Annotated in this window: 1 protein-coding gene (only partly in view); it reads right to left on the bottom strand. The window is 67.8% G+C overall.

Going from position 1 to position 22,471, the window contains the following annotated elements:
- Positions 1–22,471 carry part of the coding region annotated (locus AB4Z47_RS23730; RefSeq protein WP_441953649.1) for an MFS transporter on the bottom strand (this coding region is incomplete at both ends). The annotated region continues 41,077 nt past the right edge of the window, so 22,471 of the 63,548 annotated nt are shown.

The raw sequence follows: 22,471 nt of genomic DNA, 5'->3' as shown, positions 1-22,471 counted from the left end.
ACCATCTGCGAAACCAACCGGAAACCCTGCCAGTTGCCACCCGCGGCCAGGGCGATATCGACACCCGACAAACCCTTGGCACGAACCTTGCCGGTCAGCCTCGGAACCTTCACCGGCAGACCCAACTCGTCCCGACCGAACCGCAAACCGACGGGACCACAGGTCCGCGGCACCCGCCCCGGATCGGACATCGCCGACCGGGGAACAGTCGCATCCGGCAACTCGGATGTCGATGCGCCGGAGCCGCGGCCGAAACCGAGCCGGGCGACTGCGGCCCGGATCTGCTGTCCAGCACCGTGATACAGCCCCGCCCAGATGCCGGCTGCCCGCATCGCGATGCCCATCGCGCCGTCGCCGCCGTCGTCGAATCCACCCTGGCCGGCGTCTGCCATGGGATGCGGCATCCCCTGCCCCTGCACTACGAGTGCGGACCGGTTCAAGACCACCCAGTAGTCGGCGTGATGCTTCGTCATGCTGCCGGCGGTCGTGAATGCGTCGTATCCCCGGACCGCGGCGTACCGCCCCAGATCCGACAGAACGGCCAACCGCGCCTGTATCAGCGCCAGCTCGTCCGCGATACCGGAAGTCTGCGGTCGCGCTTCCAGTCGCGACAGCTCGTCATGGAGTTCACCGAGGACCGCCTGTTGTTCCTCACGCAAGTCCAGAGCAGGGATCACGCGGGCACCCGGTCGCAGCGCCATCCGGATCACACCGTCCGGCCTATTCTCTGCGTAGTCCAGTGCGGCGGCTTCCCGAGTCGTCACATAGATTCCGTTGCCGGAGGTGTACCCTTTCGCCGGCCTGCCGGCGAAATACCGACCGGACTCGAACTCTGCGACGTGCGTCGGATCGGTGACACCCCGGAAGAACTCCCGACCCTCCGAGGCCACCACTGCGTCGACGCCGGTCGGGTCGACCACTGTCGGCAATTCATCGAATCGCTGCAGTCGAGCTATTTCCTCCAACCCTGGATCGGACGGAAGATCGTCGCGCACCATCCCGGCGACCGCAACATAGTCCAGACCGGCCAGCAGATCGCGGCCCCGCGCCACGTGATCGGGCAGCGGCGCCATCGCAAGCGGATGGAAAATGCGCGGTGTTCCGGCGAAATTCACACCCAGCAGAACGGTTTCGTGCCCACTCAGATACACCCGATGGCCGGGTTCGACTCGAACAGGACCAATCTTGTAGTGGACAAGATCGGTACCGCCCGGTGTCCCAAGATCTTCGATCCAGACACGTCCATCCGGCTCCACCCCGAAAGTGACGTGCTCGGGCGCCACGTCCTGGAATCGGGTCCGGAACCTGTCTTCGGGATCGATGTCGCCGCGCCCGAACGACACCGGTCTCCCAGGCGTCAACTCGATCCTGCTGTAGCCCAGCCAGATCACCACCGGCCCGTTGTCAGATGCGCGCTTCGCACGCACCACGAACTCCGCCCGATGCGTCGACTGCCCGAGGTCGTCACTCCGCTCTATTCCCGTGTCAGGCGGGCTGGTCTCGTTCGCCCCGCCGATTCCGTCCGGCGAGGGTCGGTCAGACGGCGACTCCGGTCCCGCTCCCAGCCTCAGCGCCGGACCACGGCGCGCCTGCACCTCGGCGTCGAGTTCATCTTCATCCACCATCGCCGCGCCGTCGGCGTCCAGGCCCGCCACGTGGACCTCCGCGAAACCGACCCAACCGGAGACCACCCAGTCGTCGACTTCCTCGCCACGCAGCAGACCGCCTCTGGCGTTGTCGAAGACGACCACCTCGCCCTCCACGAAGGCCTCGCCGCGCGCCGAGGCAGGCAAGGCGTTCATCTTCCTGGCGAAATCCTCGTCCACCCTCGCTACGGCGAAAGCGTGGCCGAGGCCGTTGTCCGCCGGGTCGACACCGCCGACCAAGACCCCGCCGACTTGGCGTACATGTTCGACCATGGCGGCCAGGCCTGCGATACCGATACCGAAATGCTGCTCGGCCCAACCGATGTTCATGCCCGCGACGAGCTCGACCTTGTCCATGCCGGACAGCGCGATGGCCTGGTCGTTCCAATCCGCCAGGGTGGTCATCGCCGCGCCCGCGTTGCCGCCGGCGGCGTCGCGGACGAACCATTGCACCAGCGGACCACAGTTGAACGGGCCGTCTTCGGCGTCCGGCGCGTGCCCGGTGACGTTCATCCACTCCGCGAAACCGTCGCCTTCCGGCGGCAGGGGCGAGCGACGGGCAATCAGGTCCGGGACCTGACTCGCTGCCGGGGCAGCCGTCTGCTGTGCGGGAGCGTCGAGCCACTCCAGGATGGTGGCGTGCCAGTCGCCGTGGCCGCGGTCGGCGAATTCCGCCGCCATGGCCCGGATCCGGCGGAGGACCTCGTCGACCTGCGCGGGTGGGAAGTCCTCCGGCAGCAGCCGTGCGGATTTTGCGAGCTCCAGCTCGAAGTGCCGCTGCCAGTCGTCGTCGGATTCTTCCCGCACGACAGCGGTTTCGGCGACCAGGTCCACCTTGCCGCGTTTCAGTGCCTCCTCGATCTTGTCCGCCAGCTTCTGCTCGCTGGACGCGCTCCAGCCGGCGAAAGCCTCCGAAATCACGGCCCCGGGGTCATTTCTGGCGTATTCGGACTGGGCGACCACGAACCCGCCCTGGCCGTCGGAAGCCATCCGAATCTGGATGGAGACACCGCCGACTTCGATCGTCGTCGTGGTGGTGGAGGTCGGGCGGCCTGGCTGCGGCGTGCGCCATCTGGCGGGGCTGTCTTCGGTGATCAGCCTGCGGATTACCTCGCGCGCGCTGAACTCGATCTCGTGCGCGCTGAGCGAATCGACGTCGGAGTCCGCGGCGATCCGCGTGGTCAGCTCCGCGAATGTGGTCGTGGTATCGAAGCCGCCGAGCGACTTCAGCCATGTATCGAACCCGATGGGCCCGACCAGCAGTTTCTGGCGGCGGTAGGTGAGATACGCATCCAACAGCCGCGCGCCGAGTTCAGCGTTGTCCGGTTCCCTGGGTGGCATCCGACGCCAACGGCCCTCGACCGTCCCCTCGCGTCCCGGTCGGACCTCCACCGCTTCGACCTGGTACGGCGAAGCCGGCGCCAGCACATCGGCGAACTCGGGCCGTTCGGCGGCCAACTCCCGCAGTGCCTGCTCGTGGCGGCCGACCATCGCGACGACCACCAGCTTCTCGGGCTTGCCATCGACCGCCGGGATGCGGTTGATGTGCGGCCCGAGCCAACTGCCGCGCGGCGCGTGGGGGTTGCGGTGATAGCGTCGCGACACTTCGTCGTCGAACACCCGTTTCGCTTCGTCGAACTCGACGACCACCGCGGTCAGCCGAACGACATCGGCGGCCCTGGCCATGATCTCGGCCCGCTGTTCGGCCGCTTTCCGGAACCGTTCGGCCACCAGCCGCAACGGATCATCCGACGCCAGGTCGGCCGGGTCGCCGACGATGTCCAGCGGCAGGTCTGCGAGCACCGTCGGATCCACCCCCAGCGCCGCGGCCAACGCCACCCAGTCCGCGTCGGCCGCACGCCGGGCGTCGGCCAATTCCGCCGAATCCGGCGACAACCCAAGGTCTTCGAGCCCCAACCGGCCAGCCAGTTCGGCGCGCACGTCACGCAGTCGAGAAATCCGGTTGCCGATCAGGTCGAAGTCCAGGACCGCCGGATCTTCGACCGTCGTCGGGGGCTCCGACAGCGACGGATTCAGCTCCGGTCGCGGAGGCGGCGGCTGATCGCCTTGCAGGTCGTGCAGGAGTGTCAGGACCTCCGCCAGCCGGGCCAGTTCGGCCTGCTGTCGGCGCAACCCGAGCCGGCCGTGGTCGTCCGATCGGCCTGCGCGGCCCATCGTGGCCCGGTCGAGCAGCGCCTGCTCGACCCCGACCCGGGTGGCCAGCCGGGCAAGCTGATCATCGATGTACGCCCGCTGACGCGCGACCATCTCCGCCACCGGCATGGGCCTTATGCCCCACGGTGTCCGCTGGCCGTGCAGCGTCATCCCGTGTCGGTCCAGCAGTTCGTCGCGCTCTCGCAGCAGCTTCGCTATCCGTTCACCGACATCGCCTTCCGCACCATCATGGTCCGCGGCGGCCGGCGCGTCGGTGATCTCGGCCCAGCCTTGCGCCGTCCACCGCAGCGTGCGTGGTGCTTCGAGGTCGACACGGACCAGCACGGCTTTGCGCGCATCCTCGGCGAGCTGGTCGAGCATGACCTCATGCCATGTTCCCCAGCCGACGCGCTGCAGTGCCGGGCCGAAAGCCCGCAGCTGTTCGCGCAGGTCATCGATTTCCGACCAGAGCATGCCTTCGGTGTCGAAGCGGACATCGTGGTCCCAGCCCTCGTCGACAATGCGCAGCCGCTCCCGCAGCGGGGCCAGCACCCCCGACAGCACCGTGGTGTCGAGGTCCTCGAAAAGCGACCGGATCGTCCGGCTGAATCCGGTCGAATACTGTGGCGGTTCGGTCTCACCGGGGCCATAGAGCAGGTCGTAGGCCTCGCGGTGGGCCTCGTCCGCTGCTTCCGGGTCGTCCGCTCGCAGCGACTCGTCGCGCCGGCCGGCCAGCTCGATCAGTTGCGCGCGGACATCCTCGGCTATCGGGTGCAGCGGGACTTTGGCCGCTGTGAAGACGAAGCCTTCGGCTACCTCGACATCCGCACCGGCAATCCGCGGTCCGGTGTAGATTTCCGCGCCGCCCCAGTCGACGACCGCGATCCGACCGCGCACATTGACCAGGGCGTAGGCGTGTTCGCCTGCATCGCCCTGATAGCGATCGGCGACCACGATGACCGCGCCGTCACCCAGCGCCCGCAACACCCGCCGCATCTGCTCGTCTCCCCCGACGAACGTGCGCGACTGGGCGCCGAGCGCGGCGGCGGTCACATAGTTCGGGGTGCCGCGTTCGCTGTTGTCCCAGCCGAGCAACCGGATGTCCGGATTGCCGGTCACCACCGCGGCCACCGTCACCGCCGCCGGGGCGCAGAACTGGTCGAGGGCTTCCGGAGCGAGTGTGGGCTGCGGCAACGCATCGATTCCGTCGGCCAGCTGCCGGTCCAGCTCGCGCACCTGCCCGTCCAACCGGACCAGTTCGGCGGCGAGCCGAGTCAACTCGGTCACCGGCCGCGCGGGCATGTCCCGCAGGTCACCGATCCGCACGATTCCGCTCGGCTCCTCGCGCGGCGGTTCGGGTGTCTGCCGCAACTGCTCCAGTTGCTGCACAGTCAGCGCCTTCGCGTCCAAACCGAGTTCCTGTGCCAGCTCGCCGTATTCGACGGTGGTGGCGAAGTGGTTCAGCATCGCCGACAGGCGCTGTCCGGCCAGGTCGTGCAACCGGCCGAGTTCGCCGTCGGGACGTCCGTCCTGCCGAAGTCGGGTAACCGTGGCGGCATAGAGCCGGAAGGCTTCCTCGCGGCGTCGCTGCGACGGGTTGGTGTCGAACTGCGGGACCGGGTCCCAGTCGCCGTCGACCGGGTGAACCGGGCGTTTGTCGGGACCGAAGAAGGCCCCTTCGACAATTCGGAACCTGTCGCTGCCGGGGACGAATTCGCGCAACGCTCCGGTGAGGCGGTCGATCATCATGATCGTGCCGTCCATGTTGGTCAGCACATACCGGCGCAGGCTCGCGCCATCCGCATCCACCACCAGCACACAAGAACCCCGCCCCAGGCGCCGCAACTCCCGAACCAGATAGCCGTGACCCGGATAGCGCAGCAACCGCCCGCCAAGGGCGGCGGTCAGGTCGTTGGGTGAGCCACCGAAGCCGGGACGGTCGGGGCGGCGGACCCATTCCGGCCCGACCAGGTCGGCGAGCGTCTGCACCGCCGCGACCAGGTCCGCGTGCGCCGGTGGAAGGTAGACGTCCTCGGGCTGGATCCGCAACGCTGCCAACAATTCCGTCAGCTCACGGTCGACAACGGTGAACTTGTCGATCGCGCCCTGGTACGCCTGCGCGCATTCCAGCAATTCCCGACGACCGGCAGCGTCCGCCTCGAGCCCGAGCAACCGGGTGAGCGACCCGTCCTTCGACAGGTCCTCACCGAGCTGCTCGGCCATGTGCTTGGTCCGCTCGGCCCAGTACCCGAGTTCCACCCACGCGGCGGTGTGCGCACGGTTCACCTCGAGCAGCCGCTCATGCTGTTCGGTTTCGTGGATCGCCCGCAGTCGGTTCGGGTCACCGCCGGTGTTTTCCAGCTCGGCGGTGGGCTGTTTCGAGTCCGTGCCGCGTACCGCGGCGTCGCGGTCGCGATGCAGCTGCCGACGGGCGACATCGGCCGCGAACTGCGCATCCACCAGCTTCACCGACAGCCGCGGCCGGTACCGAGCGGAGTCGTCGCCGGACCCGATCGGCGGCAAAGCGCGACCGATCCGGGTGGCCGGCTTGTCGATCCCGGGTTCTCCATTGCCCTCGGTGTAGACGGCGGGCCCCTGCTCCGGCGGCACCCACGCGGTTCCGTCGCGGAAGCGGAACATCGCGTAGCTGCGGGCGACCCCGGGCCGGTCCTGGCCCCACCGGTAGGGCTTTTCGACCATGGTCGCTTCAGGGCGTTCGATAGCATTCGCCGACGCCTCACTGCGAATCCAGTGCCGCTCGATGATGATCGGGCGACCGAGCTCGTCCTTGCCCCGGTATTCCAGCTCGTAGGCGTGCCCGCCCACCACATTCGGCGAGGCGGACAGCCCGTCGGCTTCGTCGACAACCGCGGCGGTCGCTCCTGGGAACCGCATCTGCACCAGCTGGTCGGCGATCTTGTCCCAGGCCGTCTTGTTCCGAGCCCCGGGACCGCCCTGCTCCCATATCCCGGACCGGGTCCAGTGCAGGCGGTCGGTATCGAACCCGCCCTTGAACCAGATCCCCGCCAACGGAGCACTGAACTCGTCGGCGTTGCGGCCAGGTTTGCGCGGGTCCAGGAGCGAACGGGGATCCAGGCCGGTGGCGTTGACGATGACGTGCGTGGTGCAGTCCGCGGACTGCCCTTCCAAGGCGTGCTCCAGCAGCGGCCGCAGCATGGACCGGTTGGGGCCGCGGTAGTCCGCGAGGCCGTCGGTGTCGGGTCCGCTCTGATCCTGACGCGTCGACCCACCCGTATTCCGGGGATACGTGAGAACGGGTTCCGGTCCGAGACCGCCGGGAAGGGCATAGACGTTGTAGTGCTGACGCGTCTGCGTCAACTCCTCGCTGAACCAGAACCACGCGGTCTCGTCGGTAGCAGCGCGGACGACCACCGCCGGATTCTCATCGCGGCGCTCCCGCTCGCCTTCCAGCACCAATGCCGCGAATTGCTCCGTGGCGTGGGTGAGCCCGGTCGGCAGCTCCCCTTCCCCGCCGATTTCGACTACCGATGCCGTCTCGGTGGTGTCGACATCGCCGAGGGCGACCGTCGGCTCGTCGAGCGTCAGCAGGTGCACCGGCGGGTGGCCGGGCAGCCGCACCACCTGTCGCTCGGCCCAGGTCAGGACCTCCACCAGCTCCCGGACGTCCTGGCCTTCGGCCTGACGGTGGACGAGCTCGTACCGGTTGATCCGGTTGCGCCACCGGGCCGGGATCCCGGCCAAGGCCGGTGGCGCCTTGTCGGACAGCCCACCCTCGGCCAGGGTCCACCGGTCGTCGGCGCTCAACGATTCGAAAAACTGACCGACACTGTCGTATCCCGCTTTGCGTTCCCAGATCCGGTCGGCCCGCTCACGTGCCCCGGACGGCGGCGGATCCGGCAGCACCGGCCGCAACAGCACCTGCGCCGACAGGTCGGACAGTTTCAGGTCCAGTTCCTCGGCCTGCTCGGACAGCACGCGGGATGCCTCGGCCGTGTCGACCGGATCGAGCTCGAGCAGGCTCAACAGCTGCCGGGTATGCACCTGCAGCGCGCTTTCCTCGCGCGCGAAACGGTTCTGCGCCAGCTGTTCGGCCAGCCGTCGCACCTCGTCGAGCGACAACGGACCCTCGCTGTCCGGGTTGCCCGACCAGAACTCTTCGAGGCCTTGTCGTACCTGTGACTGCAGGTCATCGATGCGGGCGTCGACCGCTTCCAGCCAACCCCGGCCCAGCCGACCCGCGACCGAACCCAATTCCCGCAAGGGCCAATCGTGCCGAGTGAACACCTCCGTGACCTTGCGGTATACCTCGTCCGCAGCCGACCAGTTCGCGAGGCGTTGATCGGCCACTGCCTGGAACTGGCCGACCAGTATGTTCAGACGCCGCAGCTGCTCGTTGGCCCGCTGGCGTTGTTGTGCTGCTTCGACCAGCTCGCGCAGGCCGCGGTAGCGCGTCGACTGGACCCGCTCCCCCGGCCGATACGCCTCGTCGCGCAGCGCCCGCAGCCGCGTCAGGTCCGCCGGGCGTGGCCGGATGTTCTCGTCGGGGAACAGCTGGCCGACCAGTTCGCGGAACCGGGCCGCCGCCGCATCCTGTCGGTCAGCTTCCGCACGCAGCATGCGCTCGAGCTCGTCGAAGCGGTGCAACAGGGTTTCGTTGGCGGTGAACTCGCGCTCTTCGGCGATGCGGCGGTCGTACCATTCCAGATCCGGGCCTGTGCGCAGAGACTTTCCGTGACGGCTCAGATTGTTGATCCCCGCGGTGACCCGTTCCGGGGTCAGCACCCCCGGGTCGCCGGGGAACTCCCTCTGCAGGTAATGGTGGAAGTCCGCCGCCAGGCGCTCCCGCTCGGATCGCAGCACCGCCAACGTACCGGGGGTCAGCTCCCGCGCCCAGGCCAGATCTGTGTACAGCTGCGGCTGCCGCGCCCGCAACCTGTTCCGCAGTTCGAGCAGCCGGCCGTACAAGCCCAGTTCGTTGTTGCTGTCCGGCTCGGCAGGCTGCACCAGGCGCAGCTGTCGAGGCCGGTCACCGGAGTCCGACCCGGGTGGGCCTGTGATGTCGCGGGTCGGGAGCGAGCGGGGTGTTCCAGGTTCGGTGGGTTCGAGTAGCGCCGACAGTTGGAATGGTGCCGATTGGTCGTTCCGTTTGAATGCGAAGGGCGCTATCCAGGCGTTGTCCACGCGCCGGTATTTGGGATCCCACTGCTCATAGGGGCGGATTCGGGGTGTGTCGGCGTCGATCAGGGTATCGATGACGAACACCTCGCCCTCGATATTGGTGAGGATATAGGCGTGTGCTCGTTTCCCCTTTTGGACGACGACGACGGCGGTATCGATCCCGTTCCTCCGGTGCAGGATGTCGTCTGCGATCGCGGCGAGGGGGTCGCCGGTATCGGCGATGCGGGCAGGGTCGACTTCGACCAGTTGCGCCCCGATGGCCTCCTCGAGGTCCTTGGCCTTCCGGCGTCCTTTCTCCAGGGCCTGTACGTCGTCGCCACCGAGCCAATGGAGCGCTTTGGTTACGTGCTCGAGGCATTCCCGCACCCGCGGCGGCGGCAACATCCGACGGATCTCCGGCGTAGCGGCCGTGAAGGCGGCCGTGGTGGCCAATGCGGCGCCGGTTCCCAACAACGCGGTCTCGGCCGCTCCGGTGACACCTAGCATCTGGCCAGCGGCCATCTGGCCAGCCGCGAAGGCAATATTGAGCCTCATGCTCACGAGCGACTTAACCCGCTGGAGGAGTTCTTTCTTCACGGCGTCCTGCTGGTATGTCTGAGCAGGTACAGCCGCACCGCCGATGATGGTCCAGCCGAGAGCGGTGCCGGCGGCGGCGATCCAGGGATCGCCCGTCATCGCCTGCACTCCGATGATTCCGGTGACGGCCGCCATCCTGGCCGCGAACATCGCCCGGGCAGCTCCGATACTGAACTGATCGATTTTTTTGATCTTCTCGTCCAGCCTCTTGGTCGCCGTCAGGGCCGAGCCGGCCAACCCGCCCGCGGTAGCGGACAGCAGCGCCGCACCCTGCTCCCAGTGGGCAAGATCGGACTCCGCAACAGCTGACACAAAAAGCAGACTTTGATAACCCAGAAACCCGTTGAGCCAACTGTAGCTGCGGTCATAAAGGCGCAATGTCGGCGTTCTGCGCACCTCGCGCGCACCTTCCCCGATATTGCCACGCATCTCCTTCAAAAGCCCTGGTTTTTCCGTAGTTTCCTGTTCCGGGACCTGTATTTTCTTGGCGTTGATCTCGGGCATGCTGTTGAGTACTTTCAAGTTCCATGCAGAGCTCAAAGCGTTGAGGCCGAACGGCAGCCAGTTGGCCACACCCAACAAAACCGGACTGAGTCCGGCGGCCGTGAATCGCATGATGCGGCTTTGGAAACCCACGTAGCGCTGGTACGAACGCGACGGCACACCACCGTCCGTACTCATTGTCCGAATCGCTTTATCGCTACTACTGCCGTAGAGGGCACCCGCAGCGCCTCCCACAAGCGTCGCCAAGGCAAGCATCGGGACCTCGTACGGAATATCATCAGCCGCTATCACTGCGCCCGACCATATGGCTGCACCTATCGATGCCCATTCACTGATCCGCAGCGTCCGCTTGACCGGGTACAGGTCCGCGAAAGTTCCCGCGATAGGCGGCACCACAATCGAAGGTAGTGTGGCGACCGTCGCCAGCGTGCCAGCCACTTCCGGACCGAAATCGTTGATCACAAGAATGGGAAGCGCCGACGCGGCGAGATTTGTGCCGACGCTCGTCCCTAAATTGGCGACGACAGAATGACGGAATGGGCGATTGGCACGAACAAACCGCAGGAATGATATTTCTTTGCTATCGACTTCCTCGGGCGGGGTATCAGACGACGTCGGTGTCGCAGTATCCTCGCCGGATTCAGCAGGTTCCGCCGTGGGAATTGCATCGGCAGGATTGTCCGGCGCGATGTCACTTTCCGCCTGCCCAGGCTGTTCGTCTCCAGCCTCGGATCCCTTCCTCTTCCAGCCCCACGGCGTCCCGCCCTTACCGAAGCGGCCGATGTCGACGTTCGCGAAAGCCCGTGCGGCGGCGGGGATCCACTGGCCGGGGACGTATGCCGGATCGGGGACGCCACGGGCGGTCAGCGCCATGCCCAACACCGCGACTATCTCGTCCGGCGGCGGCGGTGTCCACTCGTCGAAAGCGACGTCCTCGTCCACGCCTGCCTCGTGCACCACCACCACGCCGTCCGCGCGCTGCTTGAAGGTCACCGCGTGACCCCACTGCGGCGGCTGCCCGTTCGCGCCCTTATACACCATCGTCACCACGACCGCACCGCCCTCGAGCGCCACCCGGTCGTGGGCCTCCTGCAGCGATTCGATCTCCGAGCTCCACCCGATCCCCGTCACCGAGGGCGCATCCCCCAACAGCACACCCTGCGTGTCGCCCCGGACACCGACCAACCCTGCCGGTAGGGGAGCGCCGACGTGTTCGTACGCGTCGATGACTGCCTCCGGGAGGCACCGCATGTTCCATTGGGCGGGTGGGACCCGGCGCGCGACACCGTAGACGTGCTCGCGGCCCTGCTCGTCGATGACGACGCGGGTGGTCACCCATTCCAGGTCTTCGTGCACCAGCAACTGTCGTCGGCTGCCGTCCCAGTGGACCCGGGTGCCCGCGGGGACCCGCAGGTGCAGCAGTGGCTGCCCGTCGGGCAGCTGGGCCGGCTGCCGGGTGATCTCCCAAGCGGCCTCATGTGCGGTCAGAATTCGTGCCCCGGAAAAGGTTCCGGGGCGGGCGGGGTTGATGCCGGTACCGGCGGGCAACGGGCCGACCAGCAGCATGGCTGTCGGCGTCGGCGTGCTCGCGCCAGCGGGGGCGTCGAACACGGTGTCCGCGTAGTCGTAGGCAGCCTGGTCGTGACTGAAAACCACAGTGCTCTGGGCATTTTCGGCGCGCGCCACGGCCTGTTTGCCCGCGCGGGACAGTCTGGCGAAGGTCTCAGCGGACACTTCCAGCGGGCCGAAATCGCCCAACATTCTACTCAGCCGAGCTATTTTCGCGCGCAGGCGCTGCTCCCGGCCCGCAGTGTCGGTGCCGCGGGCATGCCCCAATAGTGTGCTCAGCTGGGCGATTTTCGCGCGCAGGCGCCGGTTGCGGCCCGCAGTATCGGTGGCGCGGGCGTGCTCGGCGAGCGCTCGGTTCAGTTCCCGGGCGATGGCGTCCGGGTCGGCGAGGTCGCCTTGGTCGGCGGCCACGGCGTCACGGCCGACGCCCATCCGCTGTGCCGCTGCTGTTTCTGCTTCCGTCGGCTGCTGCGCCGGTACCACGGGACGCGTCGTACCCGCATTCTCCGGCCGCGGCCGGTTGCCGTCGCTGGTCGCCGCCGCAATGGCCTTCGCGGCATCGGGGTGACCGGCAACGACCTCCAACAACCCGTCTTGTTCACCGAGGTGCAGGGTGGTGGTGAAACCGGTTGCCGTGGTAATCGCGACGACCAGCAGTCGCGCACCGTGGACCCCGGTCACCGTGAGGGTGATCGACCCCCCCTCGTCCAGGTCCAGGCTTGCGGCATGCCCCGCCATCACGGACAGGACCCGGTCGACCGACCTGGGATCACGCCATCCAGAGATCAGTTCGGCGGGCCGACTGTACTCGTCCGACGGATCGTCGACCAGCTCGGTCGGCGGTGTCGCCAACAACCGCATCGCGAACCCGACCAGCTCCGGACGACCCGGCAACACGGCGAGTTCGACCGTGGCCCGCTCCTCCGCTACCGCCATACGCAGCAACGGCCGCGGTGTGCCGTCTTCGCCGGGCACGAAAACCTCGATGTGCTCCGGCAGCGGCCCGTCCCAGTTGAGCACTTCCAGTCGCCGTGCCGGGTCCGGATCCAGGTCGGCACCGTCGACCCCGTCCTCGCCCAGCACGGTCCCCAGCACCGACCAGACCACATCCCAAGCAGTGATGTCTTGCGTCGGCCGAGTGAACGACACCACCACGGCGGTGTATTCACCGGGCGTGCCTTCCAGACGTTCGACACTCACCTCGGTGAAGCCGTAACGACGGCGGCCTGCCATCCGCCCGGTCCAGGTCTCCCGCGCCGCCGTGCGCAGCACCTGCGCCAGGTCGGCGTCGGCATCCTCCTCGAGCGCGGCCGCGACCGCCTTGTTGAACGCCGCCAGGTTGTCGGTCATCCCGTCCCTGTGCGGCCCCCACTCGACCCGGATCGCACGCACCATGCCGCCGACGGCTTCCATCAGATGACCGAACAGCCGCTCCCCGCTCGGAGTGTGGCGGGTGGCTCGGACCCGGAAGGTCAACACCCCGTTGGCATCCACCCCGGCGAACGCCCGCTCCTGCGAACCTTCCCGGTCGCTGTACTCGAAGACGAAACCGCCGTCGTCCGTTCGCCCGGAGGCGGCATCCGTGCCGGTTCCCGCGGGCCCGGCCGTACTCGGCTTGGCCACGACACCGCTGGGGAACACGTCCTTGGGGGTGGGGATTCCACTGCGCCGTCGCGCGGCGCGCGCCTCGCTTCGGGCCCGATATGACCCGACCTTGTCCCCGACCGCGAGATCGTCCTCGTCGCCTTCCCTCGCCCCGATCATCCGGCGTTCGGGCAGGCCGTGCGGCTGCCGGCCGAGCAGCGGGATCTCCGGGTCGCGTGGGCCGGCGAAGACGATCGCGTCGATGCGGCCGACACCGCGGCCGGCGACCTGCGCCCAGGTGTCGATCGCCTCGTCACCGATGATCCAGCGGCCCGCGTACGCATCGGGGAAGCCATTGTCGTGCACCACGATCTGGCCGAGCTCGAGCCGCCCCTGCTCGACCAGATCCCGCAGCTCCGAGTTTTCCTCTAGCAACTGCTGCGTCACCCGCACGATGGCGAAGGCGTGGTCGCCGAACGGGCCGAGGTGCATCACACCGGCGAGCGCATGCTTGCCGTCCGCATCTGCGCTGCCACGGATTTCCGTCACCGCCGCGGCCAAGCCCTCGCTGCCGTAACCGAGCGGCTCGGTGCGGAAGTCCGCATCCGCACCGCTGGCCATCGCCAGGTCCGAGGTGCCCTGGACACGAACGGTCGCGTCCTGCTGCGACACCGGACGCATCCGCGCAACGGCAGGCCCCTCGACAACCGCATGCAGGACCGCATGCACGAGCGGCACACAAATCTTGTCCACACCGGCCAGGTGTTCGGCCGCGCGCGGCGGGTGCTCGTAGTCGGCCAGGTCCGCGGCAGGTGCGACGTTCGGCACGGTCGGGATCGGTTGGGCTGCCTCGACCAGCAGGTCGGTCAGCTCCTGGTCGATCCGGCTGGCTTCCACCGCGGCGGCGTGGAAGGCCTCGGCCGCGGCGATCCGCTCGTCGAACGCGGTGTATGCGACCGCGAGACGACGGATGACCTCGCCCGGCACCCGATCCTGCCACTGTCGTACCTGGTCGGTGGTCAGGTTCTCGGTGGTGATGCCGAGTGCGCTCTTGATCCGGTCGTCGAGGTTGTCCAGCAACCGCAACAGGCGGTTGCGCGCGGTCTCCTGGCCGCCGCGCAGCCCGGCGATTGCCGCAGCGGCGCTGTCCACATCGTCCGTGGGCCGGAAACGGGCCACCTCGTGCAGATCGTCACTGCGTGCGGTGAGGGTCGTGTGCGCCGACTGCCAGCGTTCGACCGTGGCTTCCAGCTGCTGTGTGAGCCGGTCGAGCCGCTGCTGCGGCTCGGTCAACGCCTGGTATGCCTCGGCGATCTGCAGCAACCGACCCAGGCCGCGGTGACGGCGGGCCGGGTCGAGCCCGCCGCGGCCGGGACCGGTCGGCTCGGCGGCGCGGTGCAGGTCGCGCAGCCTCTCCAGTACGGCCACCGACTTCGGCACCAGGTCGTCGTCCTCGGAGAACCGGGCCACGTGCTCACGGCGCACGACCTCGAACTGCTTCGCGAGCACGACCTGCTGCGCGGCGAGCTGCCGGCTGCGGATCGCCGGCGCCTCGAGCTCGTGCAGCCGGCTACGGACGGCGAGGAACTCCTCGACCCGCCCCAGCAGCGCCCGATCACCCGGTGCCGCGGAACCGGATCCGACGAACCTCCGCTGCGGGTTGGTCAGCTGCTCACGCATCCGCTCCGGGTCGGTCGCATCGATTCCGGGCAGGACGCCGGCTACACGCGCCAAGTAGCGCTGCAACACTGTGGCCCGCAGAGCGTATTCGAACCGGAGCGTGGCCAGTGCGGGTCCTGCGGCGACGGGAGTCGGCAGCGAGAGGGAGCGAGCCTGCACCTCGGCCAGGATCGCGTCCACCGCGCTTCTGGCGTCCGCGATCCGGGCCGCGCCTTCCGCGTCGACCTCGCCGGCCGCCATATCCAGCCGCAATTCCTGGTACACCTGTTCCAGGCGGTGGGCCTGCTCGACCGCCCACGACAGGACACCGTCGTGGTCGAGCTGGAATTGCTGGGCGAAATATCCCTGGTGCAGCAGGTCTTCCAACAGGTCGACCGAGTTCAGCAGTTGCCCCAACGACTCGACCGCGACGAGCACCCCGTCGATATTGCGGAAGAACAGGTACTTCCTGGCCGCGGCAGCCAATTCCGGTGCGGTGTCCGGGTCCTCGATCAGGCTGGTCAGCCAGAACGACTCGTCCCCTGGCTCCGACTGCCGTCCTCCCGGCTGGTCGGCCAATTCCGCCGCGGCGGCCTGGTACAGCTCTCGCCATTCTGCCCGCTCCGGCGAATCAACCGGCAGGTTGGTCGCATCGAAATCCGGTCGGACATAGCCGTATTCACTGCCTTCCGACCGGATCTGGCCGGCCAAGTCCTGCACCATTCGCCGGTACTCGAGAACCTGCTCACGGCGGATTCGGTTGAGCTTCTCGACCGGTTCGACCAACACCGGGGCCACCACCGGAGCGACGGACACGACGGACGGACGCGCCGCCGGCGGCTCGTCCTGCGCCGGATCCGACAGCCAACCCTCGGATGGCCATTCCCCGGTCCAGAACGTGCGGTCGGCCATCGCCGCGTCGGTCATCGCCTCGTCCACGAAGGCTTCCGCTCCGTCGACGGCGACCACCCGGATCACCGGCCGACCCGATGCCGACGACATGTCGGCCTGGCGGCGGGCTTCGTCCAGGCTCGCCAGGTCCGCGGCAAGCTGCCGAGGGTTGGTGCCGTGCCAGGTCAGCACCGCCTGCTCGGCTGCCCGGTCGGTGCGCTGCTGGTGGTAACGACCGGCACGGTTGAGGCCGGCCTGCAGCGCCTCCGGCGTCGGTTCCTCCGCAGACACCAGAACCGTGATCTCCATCGCGGTTTCGAGGTCCCGGGTCGCGACGGCAGCCCGGTCGGACGTGTCCGTGTCAGACAACGGCAGCGCGAAAGGCTGCAGCTCGCATCCCAACCCAGCCAGCCACCGCTTCGTCCGCGCCAGCACCCCCACCAGGGCTTCCAGCCGCCGCTGCTGCGCGCCGTCCTGCTCCGGCACACCGAGGCCGGACATCATGCGCTGCAGGTCCAGCCGCACCTGCAGCTCGTGCAACACGGCCGTGGCGCGGTGCGGTCCCACGAGGCCCTCGGCCGCCGCGACCTGCTCCGGCCGGGCCTGGGTGAAGTGCCGCCGCTGTGCCTCGGTCCAGGACGCCCACTGCTGGGCCACCTCGTGCATCGGCCCCGTCGGCAGCTGCTCGTCCGCGCCGACCTCATCCGGTAGCTGCTCGTCGAAGCCGGTGCGCTGCTCGAACAACTCACGCTCGGCGGTAGAACGATTCGAATCGGAGGTATCGAGGTTGTCGTCGGCCGACTGCCCGAGCGACGCTTGCACCACTGCCTCGCCGTCCTGCTCGCCGGTCATTTCGACCTCTCGCAGGTCCTGGTCCGAACCGGGGTTTTCCGCCTGCCACACCGCCGAGTCGGCCGCCATCCGCCGCGCCAGGTCGTCACCGTCTGCATGCACCAGGTCCACCGTGTGCGCGGCCCGCCCTCGCGCAACACTCGCCAGGTCCAGCCGCAACACCACGAGTTTCGATGCCCGCTCCACGCCCCGGCATTCCACATCGAACCGCTGCATGGATTCCACCGCGACGGTTCCCAGTTCATCTATGCGCCGGGCGGTCCTGGGCACATCGCCGATCAGCATGTGCGCGTGCTGCTGTCCGTACCCGAGCACCACCCGGCCACGGGCTTGGACATCCCCTGGCCGCGGGAACGACAACAGCGACACCGCCGGATTCCCCGACTGCTGCGCTTGTTCCCCGGCCCGTCGCAGCGCGTCGTGGATCTGGCTGAATTCGAGATCTGCGTCGAGGTGGCCTTCGTCCATGGCCAATGCCCACAGCCGATCCAGCTCCGCCCGGTTCAGCTCGTCGCGGACCTGCCACGGAATGCCCTCCGCCTCACCGAGGACATCCGGGTGCAGCATTCGCAACGCGTGCTTCTCCTCGTCGTCGCTGGCGCTCCACAGCTCCCGGTTGACCAGCGCCGTGCCCCACGCATCGGTGATGCCGCCGGTAGCGAGCATGTCCGAGACATTGCGCAGCCCGACCCGGTCCAAGGCCCGGCGCACCAGCTGTTCTGCCCGCAGCGGGGTCGGGTCGTCGACCGAAGAGCCGGCGTTGTCCGGCTCGGACGCGGCGCGTGCCGGCTGCGGTTCGGCGGCGGGCGTCAGGCCCCGCTGGGCGATGATGGTGTCGATCTCGGCGGACACCCGAGCGAGCTGTTCGGGGGTGGTGGCGCGGCGGCGCAGCGCACCCAGCTGCTCGGCCAACTCCTCTAGCCGATCCCGGACCGGCTCGCCCATCGGATCCACCGGCCCCTCGGGGCGCAGGATGATCGCCTGCGTCGCCACCACCGGACGGTGCTGCTGCGGCGGGAAGTCGTGGACGATAGCGCCGTTCCAGTCGAAGACCATGACCCCGACACCGTCGTTGTACAGCACGTAGTTGCTGGTGCTTCCGTCGCCGTGCTGGTCGGTGACCAGCATCGCGGTGCCAGGGTCGAGGTTGTCGTGCACGGCCTGGTGGTCGCGGAAGGTCCGCGGCCAGCCACCGATCGCGGCGAACGCCTCGAATTCCCACACCCCGGTATGCCAGGCTTCCCTGGTCAACGCGCGAACGTCCGAGTTACCGGTCAGCGCTGCCACCACCAGCACCGCGGCCGGAATGTCGAAGCTGTCGAACACCCTGGGGTCGAGGTTCACGCTCCCGCTGAGGCGGCGCAGCTGACGGTCGAAGTTCTGAATCTCCTGTTCCGCGCGGAACAGGGCCTCCACACGCTCCCCGAGCTCCGGCGCAATGCGGCGCCAGTCCGCCGGGGTGAGGTACTGCTCGGTGTCCTGTCCGTGGCGCCGCGCCGCGTACACGAATTCCGAAAGAGCCCGGTGGTGCACCGCTACCGCACGCAGCCGCTGCGCATTCAACCGGTACAGATTGATGAGCTGGTCGTGTTCGGCCAGTTTTGCTTTCAGGCTTCGGGCGAGCCCGGCACGGCGGGGATCCGGCGAGCTTTCGATCTCCGAAAGGATCCGCAGGGTCTGCGCCCGCACCAACTGGTTCAGCTCCCGACGAGACAGATCCAAGTTCGCGGCCAGTTCGGTCGCCTCGGTGAAGACCTGCGTCTGCTGGAGGCCGATCGCGGACAGCAACACCGACTGGCTGGCGCGCTCGTATGCCGGAGCGAGCTGCGACGGCGCCACGACCGGCCGATCCGGATCGAGCGGGTGCACCGGATGGCCGTCCGGGTCGTAGACGACGGCGAACGTCCGTTCGGAATCCGACGGCAACCCACGGCTCACCGAAACGTCGTCGGAGCCGGCATCGAACTCGGTTATCACACCGCGGTTTCGGGCTATCCGCAACGGTGTGCCGCCGCGGTTGGTGACCACGAACCGCTCGGTGCGGCCATTGGCCTTCTGCACCACGACCAGCGCCGAAGCACCCTCGCCCAGCCCGTGCAGCTGTGCGGCCAACGACTTCGCGCCCGGCACCCGCAGCAGCAATCCGTGCGCCCGCTGCTGCAGCTCGGTGTCCGACATGCTGCGCGCCGCATGCACCACCGGGTCGACGACGCCAGGCCCGTAGCGAGCGGTCAACGTCTGCAACGCCGCCGCTTCGTCGGCGATCCCACCGAAATCCATTACCCGGTGGGGCAGTTCGTACGGAATAGCGTCCAGAGCCAACAGTGCGGTGTTCAGTTCTTCTTCCACTGCCCGCACCCGGGCCTCGGCGTCCCGATGCCCGGCGGCTGCCGCCAGTCGCGCCGTATCGTCCCCGCGCTCACCGGACAGCTCATCGACGCGCGCCTGCCATTCAGCCCGGTCCAGCAACGCGGCCTGGTAGCGGCGGTCCAGGCGGTCCAGATCCGGATGCGCCTGTTCGACATCGCGGTACTGCTCGACCCTGCGGTGCAGCCGCGACTGTTCCGGCTGCTGCGCGAGACGCCGCAACGCCTCGTCCACGGGGGTATCCGCCGGCAAGCCCAGACTGTCCAGTACTTCGCGGTAGGAATCCCGCAACGCCTCGCGGATCACCCGGGCTTCATACTGCCGCCGGGTCAACCGCTGCACTGCCGGATCCGGCGGCGCTCGCTCATGCGGCAAATGCCCGATCGGTCCGTCCGGAGCGACCTGAGCGACATCCACCAGCCGGTCGCCTTCGACGAACTGGATGAGTGGTTTCCCGTTGCTGTCGAAGGCGATTCCCGCCACTCTGGACACGCCCATTCGCTCGCGCTCGGCCAGCCACACTTCGACATCCGCACCGCGCCACTCGTGGTCGACATCGTTGATGCGCTCCCGCACCACGACTTCGCCGTCGGCGTCCAGCTCCACCTGGAACGCGTGCCACCCGGCCCGCCCGAATCCCATTGCGCCGGCGACAGCTCCGCCTTCGTTCGCACCGCCGCGCTGGACGAATTCGACAACCTCCCGCAGCGTGCCGAAGCCCTGCCAATCGCCACCCAACGCCCCGGCGAAGCTCTCCTCGCCCACGCCGTACAGGTCGATCAGCGGGTTATCCACCATCCCCGGCACCGACCGGTCACCGTTGGACACCCGCGCCACGAACTCGGCCATCCGCTGCACCACAAACGGAGCACAGTTCATCGGGCCGCCGCGCAGCGCGGCCGGTATCTCAGCGGGCCAGTTGTAGATGGCACCGCCGTCGACATCCATCAGGGCCGGATTCGCCAGGGCGGCAATCATTGCCGCCTGGATGCGGTCGCGGTCGGCCCGCGCGGCTTCGCGCTCGACGAAGACGCTGAGCATGTCGTCCAGCACCACGAACCGCTCCGCTATCGCGCGGACGTGCGGGTGCTCGGCGAGGAGACTGTCGGATGGATCCGCCAGCAGCTTTCGCACACGGGCGAGGCCGAGTTCGGCACGCGGTATCCGGAGCCATCGCGACAGCCGCATCTGCTCCCGGTCGCGCTTGCCGGCCAATTCCGTCACCGTGGTATCCGAATACACCCATTGCGACGCCCGTTTTTCCAGCGTCTCGAGCAGTCCATCGCCCTCCTGAACCTGGCCCTGTAGACGGTGGAGCTCCAGAGCCCGGTCATGGAACCGACGAATCCGCTCCAGCAGCCGCCTATACTGTCGACCCCATCGCTGGTGCTCCTCGGCGATTTCGCGCAGGTCGGTCAGCCCACGGTAGCGCTGCTCGGCCGTGGCTCGGTCCGCCGTCGACGCCGCCTCCAGTTCCGCGCGTGCCTCTTCCGAGGCGCGCGCCAGATTCAGAACCTCTTCCTTTCGCTCCGCACGCACGTGTTCGATATCCCGCGGGAATCGCATCAAATGTTCGTCGCGGAGCGCGAAATACCGTTCCTTCGCCACCTTGATCTGTGCGTATGCCCGGCGTTGCTCGGCTTCCAGTGCGCGCACCTCTCGGATCGCCATCGTCGTGACGAGGACCGAATGGGCTATCGAGACCAAGTAGTCGAGGCCGCGCAGTTTCGCGAGGTCATCGAAGTCCGCGTGATCGTCCGGCAAATCGGAGATGAGCTTCTGGAGCGGCTCCGGCGCCAGGTCTGCGGGTTCGAGGTCGAAACGGGCCGCCAAATCCGCACGCAGCTGTGCACTCGTGTCACGCAGTCGAGGCAACACCCCGATATCCACCGTGACCGGGTCGATATCGAATTCGTCGACGCTCGACAGCCGCAGCGAGTCGAGCTGGTCCGCATGCTGTGCCACCAGGTGGTCGTGGAACCAGAGCAGCCCGTCGCCCAGCGTGACATCGGACATACCTCCAATGTCGATCGGCTCCCAGGTCAGGGTTTCCAGTCCGGAATCCAGCTCGGCGATCTGCTCGTCGAGCTGGGCGGTTTGATCGATCACCTCGAGCAGCCCGTTGAGTTCCAGGAATCGGGTGACCAGCTCCGCTTTCCGGTTCTCCCACAGCGACGTCGACACGGCATCCAAGTAGTCGGACACCGCAGCATCGTTCTCCGGTGGCTTCGGAAGCCACGTGATCGGCGCCATTTTCGCCAGCTCGTACCGCGACACGGGGGTGGTCGGATCCAAATCGAGGAACGCGCCTAGTTCCAGCTGTGTCTCCCACAGCATGTCGCGCAGGCGGGCCACGTTGTCCGCACCGGGGCGGAAATCCTCAGGCAGCACTTCGTATTTGGTGCTGTCGGACTGGCGGCCGCGTACCCAGAGCGGGCCGTAAAGTGTCTTGTTTCGCGCAAGCCGCTGCTCGGTTTCCCAGATCGCCTGGGCAGCCGCCTCGAGTCGAGCGGCCTCCTCGAGCAGCGGCTGGAGTTCGTCGGCCGAAGCGACGCCCTGGTCGAGCCGCGCCCTGGCGACATACAGCTTGTACTCCACCGCGCTGATCCGGCGAACCTCGGTGTCGAAGGTGTCGATGTTACTGAGCGCCACCACCAGGTTGCTATGCCTGATCAACTCCTTTTCGGCCTCGGCCAATGCCGCGGGCTTGTCCGTTCGCCCGATCAGTTTCGCGAGCTCGCGCCGCAGCCGGCCGCCATCGACGAGCTCGTCGGGCTCCATGCCGAGCAGCCGTGCCAGATCGTCGCGGGCGCGGACGAAGCGGTTGTTCCACTCCCGCCGGGTATCCGAGTCCGGACGGAAGAGCTCCGCAACGTCCACCTTCCGCTGTAGATCCGCCTCGAACGCCTCGCACATCGCAACGACGCTGTCGCGCGTCGACTCACGCTGCCGCTGGGCAGTACGACGCATCCCGGCCAACGCGTGCCCCAAGTTGCCGTCGTCATGAGCGTGGCCGTTCCGCTCCAGCACATCGGAGGCGGAGGCGGCGATATCACCGGCCGTATTGTGTGTCTCGGGCTGTGCACGCGGGTCGGGCGGTACCTCTTCGAAGCGGTGCGTTGAGCTCGCCAAACGCTCGTCGCCGAATACAGCACGTGCCGTGGCCGCCCCTTGGTCGTCGACGATGCACCGGAGTTTCCGTTTCCACCTCTTTTCACCCGGCATTTCGAGCAGACCGGCGAGGTCGTGCGCTATCCGCTTCGACTCGAAACCCTGCACCACGACTGCCGCATGTTTCCGGTCGGAGCCCTCATGCATTTTCAAGTAATCCGCCGCTCGCTGCAGGCCCATCCGCAGCGCCGCCGGGGTGGCAGCCCCGTCCAACACGACCACCGCTACCTCATCAGCGGACTGAACGTCTCCGATCACAGCGAACTGCCGGCCGGTGTTCCCGAGATCACGCAGATCCAGCACCGCCGCATAGACTTTCGGACTGTCCGCCAGATGTG

This window comes from Nocardia sp. 2TAF39 (assembly GCF_052114905.1).
Lineage (GTDB): Bacteria > Actinomycetota > Actinomycetes > Mycobacteriales > Mycobacteriaceae > Nocardia.
The sequence above is the reverse complement of the archived record's forward strand: the minus strand, read 5'-3'. Positions and strand labels throughout refer to the sequence as shown.